The organism is Actinoallomurus soli, from assembly GCF_024055715.1.
GTDB lineage: Bacteria > Actinomycetota > Actinomycetes > Streptosporangiales > Streptosporangiaceae > Actinoallomurus > Actinoallomurus soli.
In genome coordinates this window covers 190,350-210,559 of record NZ_JAMXMV010000001.1, presented here as the reverse complement: position 1 = coordinate 210,559, position 20,210 = coordinate 190,350, and the positions used below count along the sequence as shown (strand labels likewise).

The 20,210-nt window shown below is 72.2% G+C and carries 18 protein-coding genes and 1 tRNA gene; 4 read left to right on the top strand and 15 right to left on the bottom strand.

Annotated elements, in window-relative coordinates; translation table 11 throughout:
* Window positions 1-715: 715 nt before the first annotated feature.
* Window positions 716-2,101, bottom strand: coding sequence for an FAD-binding oxidoreductase (locus NDW01_RS01015; protein WP_252815660.1), 1,386 nt, complete (start codon window positions 2,099-2,101; stop codon window positions 716-718).
* Window positions 2,102-2,183: 82 nt separating this feature from the next.
* Here NDW01_RS01015 and NDW01_RS01010 point away from each other — a divergent pair, with 82 nt between their 5' ends.
* Both NDW01_RS01010 and NDW01_RS01005 read left to right on the top strand, forming a co-directional pair.
* Window positions 2,184-3,347 (top strand): MalY/PatB family protein, encoded by a 1,164-nt coding sequence (locus NDW01_RS01010; RefSeq protein ID WP_252815659.1) that lies wholly within the window; start codon window positions 2,184-2,186, stop codon window positions 3,345-3,347.
* A 438-nt stretch (window positions 3,348-3,785) separates the two neighbouring features.
* Window positions 3,786-4,952: a sulfite oxidase gene (locus NDW01_RS01005; protein ID WP_252815658.1), complete on the top strand. Its 1,167-nt coding sequence runs from the start codon at window positions 3,786-3,788 to the stop codon at window positions 4,950-4,952.
* A gap of 21 nt (window positions 4,953-4,973) precedes the next feature.
* Here NDW01_RS01005 and sigE read toward each other — a convergent pair whose 3' ends face one another.
* The 4 genes from sigE to NDW01_RS00985 form a co-directional block, all read right to left on the bottom strand.
* Window positions 4,974-5,591, bottom strand: a complete 618-nt coding sequence (gene sigE, locus NDW01_RS01000; RefSeq protein ID WP_252782702.1) for an RNA polymerase sigma factor SigE — start codon at window positions 5,589-5,591, stop codon at window positions 4,974-4,976.
* A gap of 283 nt (window positions 5,592-5,874) precedes the next feature.
* The gene (locus tag NDW01_RS00995; RefSeq protein WP_252815657.1) at window positions 5,875-6,108 is read right to left on the bottom strand and encodes a hypothetical protein; all 234 of its coding nucleotides are present in this window, start codon (window positions 6,106-6,108) and stop codon (window positions 5,875-5,877) included.
* 377 nt (window positions 6,109-6,485) lie between these two features.
* The gene (locus NDW01_RS00990; protein WP_252815656.1) at window positions 6,486-6,812 is read right to left on the bottom strand and encodes a hypothetical protein; all 327 of its coding nucleotides are present in this window, start codon (window positions 6,810-6,812) and stop codon (window positions 6,486-6,488) included.
* A 317-nt stretch (window positions 6,813-7,129) separates the two neighbouring features.
* A tRNA-Asn gene (locus NDW01_RS00985) sits at window positions 7,130-7,205 on the bottom strand.
* 135 nt (window positions 7,206-7,340) lie between these two features.
* On the opposite strand from NDW01_RS00985, the gene NDW01_RS00980 reads away from it, so the two are divergent.
* Entirely contained in the window at window positions 7,341-7,661 is a 321-nt protein-coding gene (locus NDW01_RS00980) for a YtxH domain-containing protein (RefSeq protein WP_252815654.1), read from the top strand.
* Window positions 7,662-7,733: 72 nt separating this feature from the next.
* Here the strand turns inward: NDW01_RS00980 and NDW01_RS00975 are convergent, their stop codons facing one another.
* The 7 genes from NDW01_RS00975 to dnaG all read right to left on the bottom strand — a co-directional run bounded on the left by NDW01_RS00975 (window position 7,734) and on the right by dnaG (window position 15,888).
* Window positions 7,734-8,192, bottom strand: a complete 459-nt coding sequence (locus tag NDW01_RS00975) for a hypothetical protein (protein ID WP_252815652.1) — start codon at window positions 8,190-8,192, stop codon at window positions 7,734-7,736.
* Between the two features lie 58 nt (window positions 8,193-8,250).
* On the bottom strand, window positions 8,251-8,715 hold the full coding sequence (locus NDW01_RS00970; protein WP_252815651.1) for a hypothetical protein: 465 nt from the start codon (window positions 8,713-8,715) through the stop codon (window positions 8,251-8,253).
* Between the two features lie 11 nt (window positions 8,716-8,726).
* Window positions 8,727-10,013 carry an MGH1-like glycoside hydrolase domain-containing protein gene (locus NDW01_RS00965; protein ID WP_252815650.1) on the bottom strand — a complete coding sequence of 429 codons (1,287 nt, stop codon included), beginning with the start codon at window positions 10,011-10,013 and terminating at the stop codon, window positions 8,727-8,729.
* A gap of 159 nt (window positions 10,014-10,172) precedes the next feature.
* Window positions 10,173-11,402, bottom strand: a complete 1,230-nt coding sequence (gene efeB, locus NDW01_RS00960; protein WP_252815649.1) for an iron uptake transporter deferrochelatase/peroxidase subunit — start codon at window positions 11,400-11,402, stop codon at window positions 10,173-10,175.
* A complete protein-coding gene (gene efeO, locus NDW01_RS00955; RefSeq protein ID WP_252815648.1) occupies window positions 11,399-12,526 on the bottom strand; it encodes an iron uptake system protein EfeO in 1,128 nt (375 codons plus the stop codon). The genes efeB and efeO overlap by 4 nt, the downstream gene beginning before the upstream one ends.
* 246 nt (window positions 12,527-12,772) lie before the next feature.
* Window positions 12,773-13,915 carry an RNA polymerase sigma factor RpoD gene (gene rpoD / locus NDW01_RS00950; RefSeq protein ID WP_252817314.1) on the bottom strand — a complete coding sequence of 381 codons (1,143 nt, stop codon included), beginning with the start codon at window positions 13,913-13,915 and terminating at the stop codon, window positions 12,773-12,775.
* Between the two features lie 71 nt (window positions 13,916-13,986).
* Entirely contained in the window at window positions 13,987-15,888 is a 1,902-nt protein-coding gene (gene dnaG, locus NDW01_RS00945; protein WP_252815647.1) for a DNA primase, read from the bottom strand.
* A 348-nt stretch (window positions 15,889-16,236) separates the two neighbouring features.
* On the opposite strand from dnaG, the gene NDW01_RS00940 reads away from it, so the two are divergent.
* Window positions 16,237-17,505, top strand: a complete 1,269-nt coding sequence (locus tag NDW01_RS00940; protein ID WP_252815646.1) for an ABC transporter ATP-binding protein — start codon at window positions 16,237-16,239, stop codon at window positions 17,503-17,505.
* 54 nt (window positions 17,506-17,559) lie between these two features.
* Here NDW01_RS00940 and NDW01_RS00935 read toward each other — a convergent pair whose 3' ends face one another.
* From NDW01_RS00935 to NDW01_RS00925, 3 genes are all read right to left on the bottom strand, one after another.
* Entirely contained in the window at window positions 17,560-18,000 is a 441-nt protein-coding gene (locus NDW01_RS00935; RefSeq protein ID WP_252815645.1) for a carboxymuconolactone decarboxylase family protein, read from the bottom strand.
* 87 nt (window positions 18,001-18,087) lie between these two features.
* The gene (gene sigJ, locus NDW01_RS00930) at window positions 18,088-18,948 is read right to left on the bottom strand and encodes an RNA polymerase sigma factor SigJ (protein ID WP_252815644.1); all 861 of its coding nucleotides are present in this window, start codon (window positions 18,946-18,948) and stop codon (window positions 18,088-18,090) included.
* 22 nt (window positions 18,949-18,970) lie between these two features.
* Window positions 18,971-20,206, bottom strand: coding sequence for an NAD(P)/FAD-dependent oxidoreductase (locus NDW01_RS00925; protein ID WP_252815643.1), 1,236 nt, complete (start codon window positions 20,204-20,206; stop codon window positions 18,971-18,973).
* Between the last annotated feature and the right edge of the window lie 4 nt (window positions 20,207-20,210).

Sequence of the window (20,210 nt, the reverse complement as noted above, 5' to 3'; positions counted from 1 at the left end):
GGACAACCGCCGGCGGCTGGAGGCCGGGTGGTCGGCGGCCGGGTCGACGGCAGCGGTGGCGAGATGCCGAGTCGACGGCGGCGGGGCCCGGCGGCCGGGTCCGGGGTCCGGGGTCCGGCGGCCGGAGACCGGGTGGTGGCCGGGTGGACAACGGCCGGCGGCTGGAGGCCGGGGTCCGGAGACCGGGTCGGGGGCCCGGTGGACGGCGGCGGGGTGCCGGAGCCCGAGGCCCGGGAGCCCGGAGGCATGGAGACGGGTGCGGCGCGAGCGGAGACGGGGCCGCCCGCGCCGCATCTCCGGCTCGGCATGGCTTCGCTGGTGACACGTTGCCGCCGGTGGGGCCGTTCGGAGGGGGAATTGGCCGGATTCGACGCGTCAACGGTGACGGCAAGGGCCTCCGTTGCCGGTCTGGGGGCCGGGGTGGGCGCAACGCTCGGGCAACGCCGTTTCCCCCGCCCCATCAGGGATAGGACGGGACGACTCGGATGGTCCCGATGGTGTTCTCCGAGACTCCTGTACATGCGGAGGGCCAGATCGGCTCGGCCCCGGCTCGGACGGCCGGAGCGGAAGGCGGGCGCGTGAAATGCTCGGGGAACGCCGCGTGACACGAGCTCACGAACCTGGACCTGCCATCCCGACCCCGGCGATCCACCAGCCCGAGACTTTCGCAGGCGCGAGCGGGAGGGCCCTTACTCCGGGTCGTCCGCGGAACGGCTCAGGTGAAGACCTTGCCGGGGTTGAAGATGCCGGCCGGGTCGAGGGCCTGCTTGATCGCGCGGTGCATCCCGATCACGGCCGGCCCGATCTCCTCGGCCATGCCGCGGCGCTTCAGCAGGCCGACGCCGTGCTCGCCCGTCACGGTTCCGCCCAGCGCGATCGCCTCGTCGACGATCCGCTCGAACGCGGCCTGGGCGCGCTCCCGCGCGGCGTCATCGTCCGGCGACGTGATCATCAACGGGTGGAGGTTGCCGTCCCCGGCGTGCGCGACGTTCGCGATGCGGATGTCGTACTCGGCGGCGATCCGTTCGATCCGGCCGAGCATCTCCGGCACCAGCATGCGCGGCACGCAGACGTCCTCGGTGAGGACCGGGCCGAGCCGCTCGACCGCCGGGTACGCGAGGCGGCGGGCCGCGAACAGCGCCTCCGCCTCCTCCGGATCGGTGGAGCGCGCGCTCCACGTGGCACCCGCGGCCGCGAAGCACGCCAGGATGGCGTCGGCCTCCTCCTCACCCGCCTGACCGGGGCTGTCGGTACGGCCGAGCAGGAGCACGTCGCCCTCGTCGGCCAGTCCCATGTGCCGCCATTCGTCGACGGCGCGCAGGCAGTGCCGGTCGATCAGTTCGAGCGCACTGGGCACCACTCCCGCCGCGGTCACGGCGCTGACCGCCTCCCCCGCCGCCACCAGCGAGTCGAAGTACCCCACGATCGTGCGCTCGGCCGCGCGGGCGCCCCGGAGCCGTACGGTGATCTCGGTGATGACGCCGAGGGTGCCCTCCGAGCCGACCATGAGCCCCGTCAGGTCGTACCCGGCCACGCCCTTCGCGGTGCGCCGGCCCAGCCGTACGACGTCGCCGCGTCCGACGACGGCCTCGAGCCCGAGGACGTAGTCCCGCGTCACGCCGTACTTCACGCAGCACAGCCCGCCCGCGTTCGTGGCGACGTTGCCGCCGATGGTCGACCACGGCGCGCTCGCCGGGTCCGGCGGGTACCAGAGACCGTGCTCGGCACAGGCCCTGCGCAGGTCGTCGTTGACGACGCCGGGCTGGACGACCGCGATCCGCTCGTCCGGGTCGATCCGGAGGATCTCGTTCATCGCCTCGAACGACAGCACGACGCAGCCGTCGATCGCGTTGGCGCCGCCGGACAGGCCGGTGCCGGCTCCGCGCGCGACCACCGGCACGCCGAGCCGCGCGCACCGGGCGACGACCTCGCGGACCTCCGCGGTCTCCCGGGGCCGCACGACCGCGATGGGCCTGCCGTACGGCGCCCACTCCGCCTCATCGTGCGCGTAGGACGCCACCACGTCCGGGTCGCGGACCACTCTGCCGCCGGGAAGTGCCCGCTCCAGCTCCACCGCCAGTTCGTCCGAGATCGCCGTCATACGCCGCACCCTACGCTCGGCGTGATCTCTGGGAACGGCGGCGGGCAGACTGGCGAAGACGACCGAGAGCGAAGGTGGTGCCATGCCCGCGAATCCCCTCACCGCGTACGAGCTGACCGATCTGCGCGAACGGCGCAGCGTCAAGTGGCGCGAGTACCCGTCCGACGTGCTGCCCATGTGGGTGGCGGAGATGGACACTCCGCTCGCCGAGCCCGTCGCCGAGGCGCTCACCAGGGCGATCGCCCGGGGTGACACCGGGTATGCGATCGCGGGCCGGCTGCCGGAGGCGTTCGCGGACTTCGCCGCCGACCGCTACGGCTGGCGTCCCGAGCCGGACGCGATGCGCCTGGTGCCCGACGTGATGTCCGGGATCAAGGAGGTCCTGGAGATCATCACCGCGCCCGGCGACCGGATCGTGGTCAACTCCCCCGGATATCCGCCGTTCTTCTACTGGCTGGAGCGGATCGGCCGCCAGGTCGTCCCCAACCCCCTGATCGACGGCCCGGACGGGTACCGGATCGACCTGGAGCGGCTCGAGGGCGACTTCGCCGCGGGGGCGCGGGCGTACCTGCTGTGCAGCCCGCACAATCCGACCGGCCGGGTCTTCACCCGCGACGAACTGCTGGCCGTGGCGGCTCTCGCCGACCGGTACGACGTGCGGATCGTGGCCGACGAGATCCACGCGCCGCTGACCCATCCGGGCGCGCGTCACGTTCCGTTCGCCTCGCTGGACGCCCCGGCCGCCGCCCGCTCCATCGTGCTCGCCTCGGCGTCGAAGGCGTGGAACCTCGCCGGCCTGAAGGCGGCCCTGGCCGTGGCGGGGCCCGACGCCCGCGCCGACGTCGCCGCGATCCATGAGGAGGTGAGCGAGAGCGCGGGCCTGTTCGGCGTGATCGCCGCGGAGGCGGCCTTCACCCACGGCCGTCCGTGGCTCGCCGACCTGCTCGCCGGGCTCGACGCGAACCGCCGACTCCTCGGCGACCTGCTGGCCGCCCGCCTGCCGAGCGTCGGCTACCGGCCGCCTCAGGCCACGTACCTGGCCTGGCTGGACTGTCGCTCGCTGGGTCTCGGCGACGACCCCGCCGATGCCTTCCTGCGGCACGGCAAGGTCGCGCTGTCGCCCGGCCCGACGTTCGGCGAGGTGGGCCGGGGCTTCGCCCGGCTCAACTTCGGTACGGCGCCGGGCCGCGTCACCGAGGCCGTACAGCGGATGGCGGCCGCCCTCGACGGGGCGGGCGGGCGATGACGCGAGCGCCGGACGAGGCGGCGCGCGATGACGCGAGCGCCGGACGAGGCGGCGCGCGATGACGCGGGCACCGGACGTGGCCGGCGCGCGCTGAGGCGGGCAAGAAACGTGGCCCGCGCGCGTTGAGGCGGGCCCGTGATGACGCGGGCGCGGGACGAGGCCGGCGCCGGACGACGCCGACGCGCGACGACACGGCGCAGGATGAGACCGGCGCGGGAGGAGGCGGGCGCGGGGTCGGCCGGGTGACCGTGGTGGCCTGAGCGGGCGCCGCGGCCGCGCCTCGGGATGACCGGGATCGCGACCGTCTCGCAACGGCCCGGGCACTGGAGCCCATCCGATTTCTTCACTATCTTGGTCGGAAACATCGGAGAACGGGAGCCACGCATGGGCGTCATCGGAGAAGGCGACTGTCAGCCGTCACGACGCACGATCCTTCGCATGTCCGCCGGGCTCGGTCTGGGGTCGGCGATGGCCGCCACCGCCACGGCCACCGGCACCGCCCGCGCCGACGACGGGCCGATCGTCAAGCCACTGCCGCCCGAGCTGTTCATCGTGTACGGCACGAACGCCGAGATGCGCTGGGAGGCGATGCGCGGGCAGGGCTACCTCACGCCGACCGACCGCTTCTTCGTCCGCAACCACACCCGCACCCCGTCGATCGACGTGCGGACGTGGCGGCTCCGCCTGTTCGGGAGCGGCCTGCGCGGCTCCCCCACCCTCGACCGGCCGGTCGCGTTCTCCTACGATGACCTGCTCGGGATGCCGGCCCGGACCATCGACGCGTTCATCGAGTGCACCGGGAACGGCCGGAGCCTCTACACGACGCAGCAGCACCAGACCGTCTCGGGCACACCGTGGCGACTGGGCGGCGTCGGCGTCGCCCGCTGGCGCGGGGTCCCCCTCGCCCACGTCCTCGAACGCGCCGGGCTGACCCACCGCGCCGTGGACGTGATGCCGCGCGGCCTCGACCCCGACTTCGTCGACGGCGGGCAGAACCTCGGGCGGGTGCGCAGGCCGCTGCCGGTCGCCAAGGCCCTCGACGACGTCCTCCTGGCCTACGAGATGAACGGCCGGCCGCTGCCTCCGGACCATGGATTCCCGGTCCGTCTCGTGGTGCCCGGCTGGGTGGGCATCGCCTCGATCAAGTGGGTCGGCGACATCGAGGTCTCCGAGACCCCGCTGTCCTCCCCCTGGAACACCATCTATTACCGGATGTTCGGTCCCGGCTATCCGCCGGAGGGCAGCGCTCCGCTGACGCGGCAGGTGCTCAAGAGCGCGTTCGAACTGCCGTGGGACGCGCGGCTCGACGCCGGGCGCACGATCCGGCTGCACGGCCGCTCATGGTCCGGCGAAGGGGCCGTACGCCACGTCGAGGTCAGCACCGACGGCGGCCGTACCTGGCGGCACACCACGCCTCATGGGCACCGCGACTCCCTCGGGTGGGTCCGCTGGGAGATCTCCTGGCGCCCGCCGGGCCCGGGATCGTACGAGCTGCTGGCGCGGGCCACCGACCGCACCGGAACCGCGCAGCCGGACGTCGCGCCCTACAACACGTTCGGCTACCTGTTCGGGGCCGTCGCGCGTCATCCGGTCACGGTGATCTGAGGATCGGTCCGCGCCGGTCGATCAGGGGGTCGTCCAGGCCGGGTTGGTGCGCATGCGGCCCGCGCTCCGGCGCGGCTTGCGGCGGGCGGCGCGCTCCTCGGACACCTTCGGGTCCGGTGCCCGGTGGGCGAGCGCGTCGCGGAGCTGGGCGCGGCCGCGGTGGATGCGGCTGCGGACCGTGCCCATCTTCACGCCGAGGGTCGCGGCGATCTCCTCGTACGACAGTCCCTCGATGTCGCACAGCACCACGGCGGCGCGGTACTCCGGCGCGAGGGCGTCCAGGGCCGTCTGGATGTCGTCGTCGAAGTGCCGGTCCTCGTACGCCTGAGCGGGACTCGGCTCGCGGCCCCGCAGCCGCTCGGCCGCGTCATCGGCGAGACCTTCGAACCGGATGCGCTGCCGACGGCGGACCATGTCGAGGAACAGGTTCGTGGTGATGCGGTGCAACCACCCCTCGAACGTCCCCGGCGTGTAGTTCGACAGCGAACGGAACACGCGCACGAAGACCTCCTGTGTGAGGTCCTCGGCGTCGTGCTGGTTCCCGGTCAGCCGGTAGGCGAGGCGGTAGACACGCGCGGAGTGTTCACGCACGATGTCGTCCCAGCTGGGCGGCGTCCATGCCACCGTGTCACCCTTCACCAGTCACCCCCGATATCACTGTTCGCGGTCAAAGTCTGTCCCGTCGGAGGTAAGAACGGTGTAAGAGAGGTCCGCCATGGGATCGCTCCTTCCGCGGCCCTCCGGCCCGTCCTTCCTCCGACGTTGTCCAGCATGGCAGTCCGGCGCCCGTACGACGTCGCCCGTCAGATGGGTGTAGGCGCGTTCCGGTGTCGGCCGCGCGGCGGAGACGGGGACGGCCTCCTCATCCTCAGGGGGGAGGAACCGGCCCGGCGGACCATCTTGATCAACTTCGCCGGGTCGGTCATCCTGGGCGCGGGCGGCGTCCCCCGCCGGCCGCCCCGGGAGCGGCGATGGAGATTCGCATTCTCGGTCCGTTCGAGCTGATCGACGGCACCTGCCCGGTGGAGGAGACGGTGGCGGCCGCCGTACGGACGGGCGCCGCGTGGGCGGTCGCCGGGACGCCGGCGGCGATGAGGACCGCGGCGGGGACGAGTGCGGCTCCGGCGCGCAGCCGGAGCCGGGAAGGACGACGCATCTGCCGACCTCCAGAGGTTGAGGGGGACATGCGTCGAAGAGCGTCGCAACCGCCGCTTGTACATCGTGCCGTTTCAATCAACGTTGGTCGTGTGGTGACCGTGTTGGTTGATCCTCGCTGTGGGCGAGCGACTCCCCACCGGTGGTGGGGCGGGCCTCGGCCGGCCAGGGGACCCTTTGGCGGTGCCGTGATGGGGGCGTCGTCGGGGGTCACGCCGTGCCGGTCCGGCACCGGGCAGGTGCCGTCCGGCTCGACGGTGCATGATCAAGGCGGTTCCCGGTTCAGGCGGACCCGCAGCGGCGGGCGTCCGCGGGCGGCGGGGAGTCGCAGGTGCTTGTCGGTGAGGGTGAAGGTGCCGTGGTAGTACCGCACCGGCATCAGGCGCGTTTACGGCGCGGGAAACGGGCGGAGGCGTCGCCGTCGGTGCGGCATCTTGCGGCGGCGAACAAGGCGTCGCTGTACCGGCGCAGCACCGACCGCGCCCCGATGGTGTCCAGGTCGCCGAAGGTGCCCGCCCCTGCCGCCGACAACTCCCGGCACAACGCCTGATACCCCACCACCGGTGGCAGGCCGCGTTGCCGCCGCCACCGGTTCATGTCCAGGATGCACGCCCACACGTCCCCGGCCGCGACCAGCCAGCCGAAACACCGCCGCCGCTGCCCAAGCGTGAGACGCAGACCGACCCGGGCGGTGCGCAACACCACCCGGGGAGCGTCAGGATCGACACGCCGAGGCACGAAGCGATTACAGCAGGTGCCTACGACAGAACCCGGACCTCGGGAAACACCGGCCCAGCCAGGGCCACCGGACCATCCAGGAATGACGATGACCCCAACAAGGTCACTGGCACGGCGTTCATCCAGCGGAACGAACACGCCACCAACCGAACACCTCCACACCTGTCGTCAACGGGGCGAACGTTGCCTGCTGCGGCAATCGCTTGTACGCGCGGAACACGCTGGGTCCGGAAGACCCCGGAGACGGCGAACGGGCCGGTCTCGTCGAGACCGGCCCGTTCGGCTGGCTCCCCCGACTGGACTCGAACCAGTAACCTGCCGGTTAACAGCCGGACGCTCTGCCAATTGAGCTACGGGGGATCACACGAGGAGCCGCCCCGACCGCTGGCCGCCCCATCGCGCACAAGGTTAGCGCATTTCGCACGTGCTCGTTTCGCCGACTGGCCCGTCCTCTTCGGGGTATGTCCTACGGCGACTCAGCAGAGGAGTACCACCATGAAACACCGCGCTGTGTTCCTCGCCGGAGCGGCGACCGGGTACGTACTGGGAACGCGCGCCGGCAAGGAGCGCTACGAGCAGATCAAACGAATGTCCCGGCGTGTCGCCGAGAACCCCAGGGTGCAGGAGGCCGCCGGCGTGCTGCGCGCCCAGGCCGGTGAGATCGCCGAGTCGGCCCGGAGCAGGTTCGGCGGCAAGGTCCAGACGATGAGCGAGAAGGTCCCCGGCATGCGCCGGGCCGAGCCCTCCGCCACCGGCGCCGCCGAGTCGACCGGCCAGGCCGCCCAGCCCGGCAGCACGCCCGCCGACATCACCTGACCGTCCCACCTCGCGCCCGGGCCGGCAGGGCCGGTCCGGGCGCGCTCGTGTCCGGGACCGGCGGCCGCGGGATCACCCGCGACGACGGACCAGGCCGTGGAGGCCGCGTACGACGAGGTGGAGGCTCCCGGCGGCGAACACCACCGTCATCGCCGAGCCGCCGATCATCCCCGCCCAGTGCGGCGAGCCGCCGGCGGAGAAGACGTACCGCGAGGCTCCCGTGTCGACCGCCGGAACGGCCGCGCCCGCCCCGACGTCGCCGTGCCGGGCGCCCTCGAGCCAGACGCCCGTACGGGAGCCGCTCCCCGTGTCGGGGCGGAACGTGCCGTACCACAGGCACCGTTTCGCGCAGTCGAGCCGCTCGGGCGTGAACACGCCGGGCCGGCCGTCACCCCGGGCCGCCCGCAGGTTGGGCCCGAGGTCCGGCAGGACGAGGCTCGCGACGAGCACCGTCGCGGCCAGGAAGAGCAGCCCGAGGACCAGCCGCCCGGCGGCGCCCGCGCGAGATCCGTCGGGGTGGTACCCGGCCATCACGCCCGCCCTCTCGCCGCCCGAACACCTCTGACGACCCTAACGCGGCGGTGTGCCCTCACAGCCCCGTCTGGCGGCGGATCTCCTCCAGGGCCTGCTCGGCCTCGGCCAGCAGCCCAGGATCGGCGGGGTCGAGACCACGGTCGAAGACGAACGACCAACGCAACTCGCCGTCCGCCCGCGGCGGACGGCGGCCGACGATCCGCACCCCTCCGGCGGGGAGCTTGACGTACGTGCTGACGACGACGGTGGCGGTGACGCGCTCCCGTACGGCCTCCGGCACCGATCCCGGCTCGGAGAGCGGCACGGTGTGCCGCCGGCCGCCGACCTCCCGTACGACCAGGACGCCCTCCTGCCAGGTGGCCTGCTCCACGCGCTCCCACGGCAGGCGGGTGCCCTCGCCGGCTCCGGGGAGGTAGAGGGCGGCGTCGGTCGCGACCGTCTCACCGCCGACCGCTAGGACGCGCTCGCCCCGTTCGAGGACGACGCCGTCCGGCACCTTCTTCCGCCACGTCAGTCGCATGGCATGTCACGCTACAGCGCCCGGCCGGTGCCCCGGCGCGCGGCCAGCAGGTCCAGGAGGAGCGCGGCCGACCAGCTGTAGTCGTGGTCGCCCTGGCCGCTGCCGTCGAACGGGTCGTAGAACTCACGGAAGCCGGACTGGCGCACCAGCCGGGCCGTGGAGCCGAACAGCAGGTCCGCGATCCCGCCCAGGCCCTGAGTGGAGGCACCCGACCACAGGAGCCAGTTGATGTTGATCCAGGTCGGCCCGCGCCAGTACGCCCCGCGGTCGAACGCCCCCGACTGGATGTCGCACGTCGGGACCGGGTACCCGGCCGCGCCCGCGAAGCGGGCCGACAGCAGCAGGTCGGTCAGCACGCGCACGACCGCCGCCGGCAGCTCCGGGTCCATGAGCGGCGCGAAGCCGGCCACGGTCGTCTCCGGGATCAGACGCCCGGTCCGCAGGTCGCGGGCGCGGAAGCAGCCGGCCGACTCGTCCCACAGGCGGTCCAGGAGGGCGGCGTGGATGCGCTCCGCGGCCTCCCGGTGCGGACGCGGATCGGCCCCGGCGAGGTCGGCCAGCTCGGCCAGCGCGTGCGTGGAGGCCAGATAGACGGCGTTGAACAGCGGATCCTCGACGACGAAGGGATGCTCGTCCCGGAGGTACTCCGCGCGGTATCCGGCGGCCCGCATCCCCTTCACCAGCGTGACGTACCGGTCGTGGTCTCCCCCGTTGTACGTCCTGCCGCGCGGGTCGACGCGGGCCAGCGGCGGGTCCCACGCAGGACTGTCGTCGAGCCCGGACTCCCAGGGGTGGCAGAGGCTCGCCAGCCCGCCTCCGCCGATGTCACGGTCCCGCGCGAGGTAGGCGTGCTGGGCGACGAGACAGGGGTACAGCGGGGTCAGGAACGACCGGTCCGCGCCGTCGGACGCCTGCACCATCCGCAGCGCCGCGAGGGCGTGCAGCGGCGGCTGGGTGAGGGCGGAGGTGTGCACGCCGCGCGGTGCGGCGGAGTGCGCGGAACTGCGCCACAGCTCGGGGCCGGGGAAGTAGGCGTCCCGTGGTTCGGTGACGCTGAAGACGATGTGCGGGAGCAGGCCGGTCGCCCACTGGCCCCGGAACAGCGACAGGAACTCGGTCCGGGCCCGGTCGGGACGGTGGTGGGCGAGGCCGATGCCGATGAAGGCGGAGTCCCAGCTCCACTGGTGCGGGTACAGACCCGGACACGGGACCGTGGCCGCGCCGGTCCAGTTCGCGTCCAGCACGCGGGCGGCGGCCATCCAGAGGGCCGTCTCGTCGCCGGTGAGCCGTGGCCCCATTGAGCCAGCGTACGGCTCCGCGGCGCTCCCGGCGATGCCCGACCTCGGCCATCTCTGTCAGGCCGCGGCTCAGGCGGCGAGCACAGGACGCGGTTCCAGGCTGAGCACAGGACGCGGTTCCAGGCTGCGAGCCCGGGACGCGGTTTTCGGGCGGCGGGCTCAGGAGAAGAGGCCGTCGCCCCAGTAGCCGCCCTTGCGGACGCCGGGCGGGCAGGCCCAGATGCCCGAGCCGACGTGCTGGATGTACTCGTTCATGTGGTCGGAGGCGGCCAGTTTGCTCTGCAGCGGGACGAACTGCTTGCGCGGGTCGCGCTGGAAGGCGATGAAGAACAGGCCCGCGTCGAGGCGGCCGAGCCCGTCGGTGCCGTCCGTGAACGAGTAGCCGCGCCGCAGGATGCGCACCCCGCCGTTGCCGTCGGGGTGGGCGAGCCGGACGTGCGAGTCGGCGGGCAGCTTGTCGAGCGGCACCGGGTCGTGCTCGCGCTTCGCACCGTACGCGTTGCCCTCCCCCTTGGTCCGGCCGAAGGTGTCCTGCTGCTCCTGGAGCGAGGTACGGTCCCAGGTCTCGATGTGCATGCGGATGCGCCGGGCGACGACGTACGAGCCGCCGGCCATCCAGGACGGCCCGTCGGCGGGGGACGCCCAGACGTGCTCGTCGAGCGCCTTGGTGTCGGTGCCCGCGATGTTGCGGGTGCCGTCCTTGAACCCGAACATGTTCCGCGGCGTCTGCCGGTCCGGGGTCGTCGAGGAGGTCTTGCCGAAGCCGAGCTGGGACCAGCGCACGGAGACGACGCCGAACCCGATGCGGGCGAGGTTGCGGATGGCGTGCACGGCGACCTGCGGGTCGTCGGCGCAGGCCTGAACGCAGAGGTCGCCATCGCTGCGGGCCGGGTCGAGGTCGTCGCCGGGGAAGTGCGGGAGGTCGATCAGGGCCGCCGGCCGTTTCGCCCTGAGCCCGAACCGGTCCTTGCCGTCCTTCTCGAACAGCGTCGGCCCGAACCCGATCGTCAGGGTCAGCCGTGCCGGGGGCAGGCCGAGCGCCTCGCCGGTGTCGTCGGGCGGCGCCTCGCCCAGCCCGCCGGCGGCCGAGCCGTACGGGTGGCCGCCGGTGAACGCGGCGGCGGCCGCGGTCCACTCCTTGAGCATCCGGACCAGGCGGTCGCGGTCGTCGGTGATGACGTCGAACGCCGCGAAGTGCAGGCGGTCCTGGACGGGGGTGGAGATCCCCGCCTGGTGCGCGCCGTGGAAAGGGACGGCCGCGTCATCGGCGGAGCCGTGGTCCGCACCGGCCCGGGCGACGCTGACCACGCCCGCGCCGGCGGCGGCGCCGGCCGCGAGCGTCGCGCCGGAGTAGCCGAGCAGCCGGCGTCGGCTGACGTTCGCCGTCACCTGGCCACCACAGCCGCGAGCTTCGACAGCGGCTCGCCGAGCGCGTTCACCTCGTCGGACAGGTCCTTGCGGTCCTTGGCGCCGACCGTGTCGTAGGGGACGTACCCGTCGCCCTTCTCGTACTTGGTGAGCATCTTCTGCACCTTGGCGAACTCGTCGTCGAGCGTGGTCGCGAGGTCGGGGTTCCGCTCCTTGACGATGGCCTTGAGCAGCTCGTAGACCTTCTGGGCGCCGTCGACGTTGGCCTTGAAGTCGACCAGGTCGGTGTGGGAGAACGTCTCCTCCTCACCGGTGACCTTGCCGGTCGCGACCTCGTCGAGCAGCTCCTTGGCGCCGTTGGCCATCGAGGTGGGGGTGATGGAGGCGGTGCCGACCTTGGTCTTGAGCGTCTGCAGGTCCTTGACGAGCTGATCGGCGTAGGGGCCCTCACCCTGGAGCGAGCCGGTCTTCCACAGCGCCTTCTCGATCTGGTGCCAGCCGGTCCACCTGTCGCCCTGCTTGAGGTCCGCCTCGCGCAGGTCGACCTTCGGGTCGATGTCGCCGAAGGACTCGGCGACCGGCTCGATCCGCTCCCAGCCCACCCGGGACGGGGCGTACAACTCCTTGGCCTTCGTGACGTCGCCCGCCTTGACCGCGGCGGCGAACTTCGTCGCCTTGGTCAGGGTGTCGTCGACCTGCTCGGCGACGTAGGTCCGGTACGCGGCGACGGCCTGGTCCAGGCGCGGGTCGACCGCCTTGCCCTGGCCGGTGACGGTGAGCGCCTGGGAGGGGCCCTTGCCCGTCATCCCGGCGCTGCACATGACCTTGTACGTGCCGGCGGAGAGCTGGACGGTGACCTCGGCGCCGGTGCCGGGCCCGATGTTCTCGCGCTCACTGACGATCTTGCCGTCGGGGGCGAGGATCTCCAGCTCGTTCACCTGCGAGCCCTTGTTGGTGACCTTGAACGTCACCGCTCCCGCCGACGTGCTCTTGGCGCCGACCTCACAGGAGGAGTCGGTGGCCGTCACCTCGATGGCCCCGGATCCGCCCTTGGGGGCCGCGTCGTCGTTCTTCCCGCACGCCGACAGCGCGGACAGTGAGACGAGGGCGGCGCCCGCGGCGGCGAGCACGTGGACAGGACGCATGCGGTCTCCAGCGGGGCGAAGGACGGCCAGGCGCCCTTTCGGACGAAGGCGGATCGGACGAAGGCGGGCACGCCTGTTTAGGCGTACCTAACTTAGCTTTACCTAACCTCACTTCGTCAAGCGCGGGCGGGGCCCGCGCCCTGTGAACATCGCCACGCCGAGAAGCGGAAGCGGGGCCGGCGTGATCACGCCGGCCCCGCTCGGGACCGTTCGGGCCGCCCGCCGGAAGAGGGCGGCCCGCAGAACTCACTCCAGGTACTCGCGGAGCATCTGCGCGCGCGTCGGATGCCGCAGCTTCGCCAGGGTCTTCGACTCGATCTGCCGGATGCGCTCCCGCGTCACGCCGAACTCCCGGCCGACCTCCTCGAGGGTCCGCGGATGTCCGTCCGTCAGGCCGAACCGCAGCTGGATGATCCGCTGCTCCCGGTCCGACAGCGACCCCAGGATGCCGCCGAGCTGGTCCTGCAGGAGGATGAACGCCGCCGCCTCCATCGGAACGACGGCGTCGGCGTCCTCGATGAAGTCACCGAGGTCGGAGTCCTCCTCGCCGATCGGCGACTGCAGGGACACCGGCTCCTGCGCGACCCGCTGGATCTCGACCACCCGGTCGGGCGGCAGGCCCATCTCCATCCCGATCTCCTCGGGAGTCGGCTCCCTGCCGAGATCCTGGTGGAGTTGACGCTGCACGCGCACCAGCTTGTTGATGGTCTCCACCATGTGGACCGGAATCCGGATGGTCCGGGCCTGGTCGGCGATCGCCCGTGTGATCGCCTGGCGGATCCACCAGGTCGCGTAGGTGGAGAACTTGTACCCCTTCGTGTAGTCGAATTTCTCGACCGCACGGATCAGCCCGAGATTCCCCTCCTGGATCAGATCGAGGAACAGCATTCCGCGGCCGACGTAACGCTTGGCGATGGACACCACCAGGCGCAGATTGGCCTCGATCAGTCGTTGCTTCGCCCGTACTCCGTCATGGGCGAGCAGTTCGAGGTCGGAGCGTTCGGCGGGAGCGATGATGGCCGCCTTGGCCAGCTTCTCCTCGGCGAACAGGCCCGCCTCGATCGATTTCGCGAGTTCTACTTCTTCTTCTGCCGTGAGCAGCGGTACGCGTCCGATCTCGCGCAGGTAGATCCGGACCAGGTCGCTAGTCGGCGCCCGCCTCCCGAGGTCATCGCCATCAGCTCGCGCTGAGTCCTCGTGTCCGCTCGGGGACTCGAGAACCTCCACCCCCTGCTCCGCGAGCATCCGGACGACCCGGTCGGCCGAGTCCGCCGGCAGGTCGGAACGATCGATCGCGGCGGCGACGTCGTCCACCGTTATTCCACGTTCTCTGCCACGTGCGACGAGGTCCGCCACCTGGTCAACCGATGGCGTCTCGCTAGGCAGCACCGAAGGGCCCACGGTGACAGTGTGCGGCAAGGGGCCCGTATTCCGGGGGACCTATTTTTGCGTCCCAGAGGTCACAGAGAACTGATGGCTCGCTCCCGCAACACCTTTCTCTGCAGCTCAAGGGCCATCAGGTCACCGAAAAGGCGGTTGTGCTCCTCGCGGTGCTCGACCGGATTCAGCCGTCCGAGTTTGGACTGCAGTTTCGCGATCTCCCGCGTGACCTGGATCTCCTGCAATCTGGACAGCATCGCGGCGGCATATCGGTCATCCGGATCCCCGGTGAAACGCAACGGCTCCACGGCGAGAGCGGTGACCAGGGCCCTGACCTCGTCGTTCGGCGCGGCGTCCCGCAGCCGTCCGGCCCATTCCGGACCGCTCCGCGCACTCGCCACTCCGCCGAGCTCCGCGATCAGCGCCCGGACCGCGGTGTGGCCCGGGACGATCAGCGCCTCGGCGGGCATCGCGTCGAAGGCCGGCCCGAGCAGCGCGGGCCGCTGCACCGCGAGCTTCAGCGTCTCGCGCTCGACCTGGACCACCGGATCGTTCGGGTCGTACGCCGGGCGCTGCGGGGCCGGGCCCTGGACCGACTCGGGCCGCCGCCCGCGCGCGTCGCCCCGCCGGCCCTCGCCTCGCCGGCCCTCGCCCGGACGGCCGGAGGCGTGCTCGCGCACCCGCCGGAGGACGAACTGCTCGTCGAGGAAGCCGGTCCACTTGTCCAGGTCGATGGCGTAGCGCTCGCGCATGCCCCGGTCCCTGATCCCCGCGATGATCGGCGCGGCCGCGTCGATCGCGGCGAGCCGGCCCTCGGTGGTGTCGAGGTCGTACCTGGCGATCGTCGCCTGGATGGCGAACCGGAACAGCGGGACCCGGGCGGCGACCAGGTCGCGCACTGCCGCGTCACCGTGCTGGAGCCGCAGGTCGCACGGGTCCAGGCCGTCCGGCTGCACGGCGACGAACGTCTGGGCGGCGAACCGGTGCTCGGTCTCGAAGGCGCGCAGCGCGGCCTTCTGCCCCGCGGCGTCGCCGTCGAAGGTGAAGATCACCTCACCGCTGGCCTCGTCCTGGTCGAGCAGCAGCCGGCGCAGGATCTTGATGTGCTCGTCGCCGAAGGAGGTGCCGCAGGTGGCGATCGCGGTGCCGACGCCCGCCAGATGACAGGCCATGACGTCGGTGTAGCCCTCGACGATCACCGCCTGCCGCCGCTTGGCGATGTCCTTCTTCGCCAGGTCGGCGCCGTACAGCACCGAGCCCTTCTTGAACAGCGGCGTCTCGGGGGTGTTGAGGTACTTGGGCCCGTCGTCGCGCTCCTCGAGCCGGCGCGCGCCGAATCCGATGACGTCGCCGGTGAGGTCGCGGATCGGCCAGATCAGCCGGCCGCGGAACCGGTCGATCGGCCCGCGCCGCCCCTGGCTGGCCAGCCCGCCCGTGACGAGCTCCTTGTCGGTGAAGCCCCGGCCGCGCAGATGCCGGACGAGCGCCTCCCACTCGTTCGGCGCGTAGCCGACACCGAAGCGCTCGGCGTCCTCCCGTCCGAAGCCACGCTCGGCGAGGAACCGGCGGCCGAGCTCGGCCGCCGGGGTGAGCAGCTGCTCGGCGAAGAACTCCGCCGCCGCCCGATGCGCCTCCAGCAGCCGGGTGCGCTCGCCCTTCTGCCGTCCGGGGACGTAGCCGCTGTCGGCGTAGCGGAGCTGCACACCGGCCTTCGCCGCCAGGCGCTCGATCGCCTCGGCGAACGACAGGTGCTCGATCTTCTGGATGAAGCCGATCGCGTCGCCGCCTTCCCCGCAGCCGAAGCAGTAGAACATTCCGTTCGAAACGTTGAAAGACGGCGATTTTTCGTCATGAAACGGACAGAGGCCCTTGAGCGCGCCGCCGCCGGCGTTGCGGAGCTGGACGTACTCCCCCACGACCGCGTCGATCGGCGACCGTTCGCGTACGAGGGCGATGTCTTCATCGCGGATCCGGCCTGCCACGTCGGCAGTCTAGTCCGGGCCTCGGACACCACAGGCCGTACCTGGACAGCCCCGGCCGGACCGCAGGCCGCGCCTGGGCCCTCCCAGCCGGACCGCAGGCCGCATCCGGACCATCCCGGCCCGGCCGCGCACGCCGTACCGGACGGCCCGGAACGGACTGAAAGAACCTGATCGATAAGCGCGCCGGCACTCTGGACAAATCACGGAATGACGCGGTGTACTTACTCAACTTCGGCGGCAGTGGCGGATGCCGCCGTCACTCGGCATCGAGTGGTTCGGGGGCCGCGACGAGCACGCGCGAGCGACGGAGGGCCGCCATGGGCCGTGCCGGCGACACAAGGTGGAACGATGACCGAAGTCGTCCTCGACGCGGTGAACAAGGTCTACCCGGACGGTTTCCACGCCGTACGGAACATGAGCCTGCGCGTAGCCGACGGCGAGCTGTTCGTGCTTCTCGGCCCGTCCGGCTGCGGCAAGTCGACGCTGCTGCGCATGGTCGCCGGTCTGGAGGACATCACCTCCGGCGAGCTGTGGCTGGGCGGTAAGTACGCCAACGACCTTCCGCCGCGCGACCGCGACCTGGCGATGGTGTTCCAGAACGGCGCGCTCTACCCGCACCGTGACGTCCGGGGCAACATCTCGTTCCCGCTGGAGATCTCCGGGGACGACTCCCCGGCCTCCCAGGAGCGCATCGTCGAACTGTCGCGGGCGCTCGGCATCGAGGAGACGCTGCACCGCCTGCCCTCGACCCTGTCCGGCGGCCAGCGCCAGCGCGTCGCGATGGGCCGCGCGCTGATCCGCGAACCCGGCATCTTCCTGATGGACGAGCCCCTGTCGAACCTGGACGCGGGCCTGCGCACCGAACTCCGCATGGAGATCAGCGCCCTCGTCCGCACCCTCGGGGTCACGACGCTGTACGTGACCCACGACCAGACCGAGGCGCTCACGCTGGCGGACCGGCTGGCGATCATGCGCCAGGGCGTCCTCCAGGACGTCGGCACCCCTCAGCAGGTGTACGACGACCCCGCCACCATGTTCGTGGCGGCGTTCCTGAGCGCCCCGCCGATCAACCTGATCAAGACGGGCGTCTGGGCGGACCAGCAGGAGGGGATCATCCTCGGCCTCGGCAACCAGCGGCTGGTCCTGCCGTGGACCGACCCCCGGTCGCCGTCGCTCGTGGCGCACCACGGCAAGTACGTGACGGTCGGCCTCCGCGCCGACGCCCTGCGGCCGGCGCCGGACGGCCTGATCGCGGGCCGGGTACGGGCGCTGGAGTTCCACGGCTCCGAGTGGCTCGCCTACGCGGAGGCCGGCCTGCCGCACGTCGACGCCGAGGCCCCGTACGGCAACGATCCGGCGTGGATCGGCCCCGAGCAGGAGCACGGCGCCGTGCAGGGTCTGCTGCGGCGGCTCCTGCGGACCACCGGTCTCCTCGCCGAGGAGCCCGCGCCGCAACCGGTCCAGCACGACGGCCATCACCGCCGGTCGGACGTGGTGTTCCGGCTCGAATCACGGTCCGGCGTGTCGGCGGGCGACGTCGTCCGGCTGGCCGTCGACACCGACCGCATGCTGCTGTTCGGTGAGGACGGCCGCCGCGTCGACCCCGTGCGCCGGTGAGCGCCCCGGCGGCGCGCCGCCCCATGGACGGCGCGCCGGCCCCGCGGGAGGACGTCAGTCCCGGTTCGGGGGCGGGGTGTGCATGGTCCCGGCGACGCGGTTCCACAGGTTGATCTGGGCGACCTGCGCGACGAGGAAGGCCGCCTCCTCCTCCTTGAAGGCCTTGGTCACCGCGTTCCAGATCTCGTCGGAGACCGCCTCGGGCCCATGGGTGGCGGCCTCGGCGTAGGCCAGCGCGACCCGTTCCTCCTCGGTGTACAGCCGCGACTCCCGCCAGGCGGGGAGCTGAATGATCCGGTTCAGGTTCTCGCCGAGTTCGAGCGCCTCGTGGGTGTGCATGTCGATGCAGAAGAGGCAGCCGTTCATCTGCGAGGCGCGGATCTTGACGAGCTCGCGGATCGTGGCGTTCAGCGGCCCCTTGCGGATCGCCCCCTCCGCCTGGAGGAACGCCTTGTAGACCTCGGGTGCCAGTGCGGCGACGTTCAAGCGCGACATCTTGTCGACCCTTCTCCGTGGGTGGTTCGTTGACGCCAGGGAGACGAGACGGCACGACCCGGTGTGACGGGTTTCCGGGAAGAAATCTCAGGGCGCCAGGGTGACGTGCGCCAGCTTGTCCGGATTGAGCACCCGCCGGACGGCCGTGATCCGGCCGTCGGCCCCGAACTCGAACGTGTCGATCACCGTGACGACGCCGTCCCGGAAGACCGCCAGGGCCGGCTCGCCGCCGACCTCGCAGGGGACGGCGTGCCCGAGCGCGTGGCGGCCGCGGACGCGGTGCAGCACCTGGGCCACGCGACGGCCGCCGACGATGAGCTTGCGCGCCGCCGAGACCTTGCCGCCGCCGTCGGTGACGTAGACGGCGTCCGGGTGCAGGAGCCTCACCAGCCCCTCCAGGTCCCCGGTCTCGTACGCGACGCGGAAGGCGGTGAGCACGCGCTCGCGCTCGGGCCTGCTCGCACGCGGCCGCTCCTTGGCGGCGGCCACCCGGCGGCGCGCGCGGGAGGCGAGCTGCCGGCTCGCGGCGGGGGTGTTCCCGAGCACGCCCGCCACCTCGCCGAACGGCACCTCGAACACGTCGTGCAGGACGAACGCGACCCGCTCCGGCGGCGTCAGCTCCTCCATCACGAGGAGCATCGCGGTGCTCACCGACTCGTCCACCAGCACCGGCTGGGCGGCGTCCGGACCGGTCAGCAGCGGCTCCGGCAGCCAGGGCCCGACGTAGGTCTCCCGGCGGACCCGGGCGGAACGGAGGACGTCGTACGACCGGCGCGCCGCGACCGTCACCAGCCACGCGCGCCGGTCCTTCACCTCCGACAGGTCGGCGGCCGCCGCGCGCAGCCAGACGTCCTGGGCGACGTCCTCCGCGTCGGCGACGCTGCCGAGCAGCCGGTACGCCACTCCGAACACCGCCGGCCGGTGCTCCGCCCACTCCTCGTCGGTCACGGGCCGACGGTACCGGGAGCGCTCAGAGCAGATCCGCGAGGGGTACCGCCGGGTCGGCCAGCCGTGCCGGGTCCACCGGGCGGCCCGACCGGATCAGCGCCTGGATGTCACCGGTGACGTCCCAGACGTTGACGTTCATGCCGCCGACGACCTTGCCGCCGGACAGCCAGAACGCGATGAACTCCAGCTCGTCGGTGTCGCCCGAGACGTACGCCGCCGGGTCGGTCCCCCGGTACACGACCTGGTCGTAGGCGCCGACCCAGGCGCCGGACGCCTCCATGCCCAGCTCGTACTGGTCCGTGTAGAAGTACGGGACGCGGTCGTAGACGACCTGCCGCCCCAGCATCGAGCGCGCCGCGGCGGGGCCGCCGTTGAGAGCGTTCGCCCAGTGCTCGACCCGGATCCGCCGGCCCAGCAGCGGGTTGTCGGCCTTCGCGACGTCACCGGCCGCGTAGACGTCCGGGTCGGAGGTGCGCAGCGACGCGTCGACCACGATGCCGTCGTCCACCTCCAGGCCCGCCTCCTCCGCGAGCGCGGTGTTCGGCACCGCGCCCACGCCGACGATGACGACGTCGGCGGGCGTCTCCACGCCGTCGGTGGTGACGACGGACGACTCGGTGATCTTGGCGACCTCGCCCGTGACGAACTCGGCGCCGTGCCGTCGGTGCAGGGCCGCGAAGACCTCCCCGAGCTCCGTGCCCAGCGAACGGCGCAGCGGCGTGGACGGCGCGACGACCCGTACCTCGTTGCCGTACGCGCGGGCGGCGGCGGCCGTCTCCAGGCCGATCCAGCCGGCGCCGATCACCACGACGCGCCGGTCTCCGGACTCGAGCGCCGCGCGCAGCCGCTCGGAGTCGGACGCGTCCCGTACGTAGTGGACGTGGTCGAGGTCGGCGCCGGGAACCGCCGGCCGCCGGGCGGAGGCCCCCGTGGTGATGAGCAGCCTGTCGTAGCCGACACGCTCGCCGTCGGCGAGCCGTACCTCATGGGCGCCGCGGTCGATCCCGGTCGCCCGGACCCCGAGGCGCAGCTCCACGTCGTTGTCGGCGTACCAGGACTCCTCGTGGACGTACGCCGTGTCGAAGGCGTCCTTGCCGGACAGGAAGCCCTTGGTCAGCGGCGGTCGTTCGTACGGCCGGGTGCTCTCCTCGCCGATGAGGACCACGCGCCCGGTGAAGCCCTCCTCCCGCAGCGTCTGAGCGGCCTTCGCGCCGGCCAGGCTCGCTCCGACGATGACGTAGGTCTCGGGGACGGGCATGCGT

Excerpts from the sequence above, each read along its gene's own strand:
- NDW01_RS00965 (WP_252815650.1), bottom strand. The coding sequence starts at position 10,013 with ATGGGGCCACGGCTCACCGGCGACGAGACGGCCCTCTGGATGGCCGCC.
- NDW01_RS01015 (WP_252815660.1), bottom strand. The coding sequence starts at position 2,101 with ATGACGGCGATCTCGGACGAACTGGCGGTGGAGCTGGAGCGGGCACTT.
- NDW01_RS01005 (WP_252815658.1), top strand. The coding sequence starts at position 3,786 with ATGTCCGCCGGGCTCGGTCTGGGGTCGGCGATGGCCGCCACCGCCACG.
- NDW01_RS00975 (WP_252815652.1), bottom strand. The coding sequence starts at position 8,192 with ATGGCCGGGTACCACCCCGACGGATCTCGCGCGGGCGCCGCCGGGCGG.
- NDW01_RS00970 (WP_252815651.1), bottom strand. The coding sequence starts at position 8,715 with ATGCGACTGACGTGGCGGAAGAAGGTGCCGGACGGCGTCGTCCTCGAA.
- NDW01_RS00995 (WP_252815657.1), bottom strand. The coding sequence starts at position 6,108 with ATGCGTCGTCCTTCCCGGCTCCGGCTGCGCGCCGGAGCCGCACTCGTC.
- NDW01_RS00940 (WP_252815646.1), top strand. The coding sequence starts at position 16,237 with ATGACCGAAGTCGTCCTCGACGCGGTGAACAAGGTCTACCCGGACGGT.
- NDW01_RS01010 (WP_252815659.1), top strand. The coding sequence starts at position 2,184 with ATGCCCGCGAATCCCCTCACCGCGTACGAGCTGACCGATCTGCGCGAA.
- NDW01_RS00925 (WP_252815643.1), bottom strand. The coding sequence starts at position 20,206 with ATGCCCGTCCCCGAGACCTACGTCATCGTCGGAGCGAGCCTGGCCGGC.
- efeO (WP_252815648.1), bottom strand. The coding sequence starts at position 12,526 with ATGCGTCCTGTCCACGTGCTCGCCGCCGCGGGCGCCGCCCTCGTCTCA.
- NDW01_RS00980 (WP_252815654.1), top strand. The coding sequence starts at position 7,341 with ATGAAACACCGCGCTGTGTTCCTCGCCGGAGCGGCGACCGGGTACGTA.
- NDW01_RS00935 (WP_252815645.1), bottom strand. The coding sequence starts at position 18,000 with ATGTCGCGCTTGAACGTCGCCGCACTGGCACCCGAGGTCTACAAGGCG.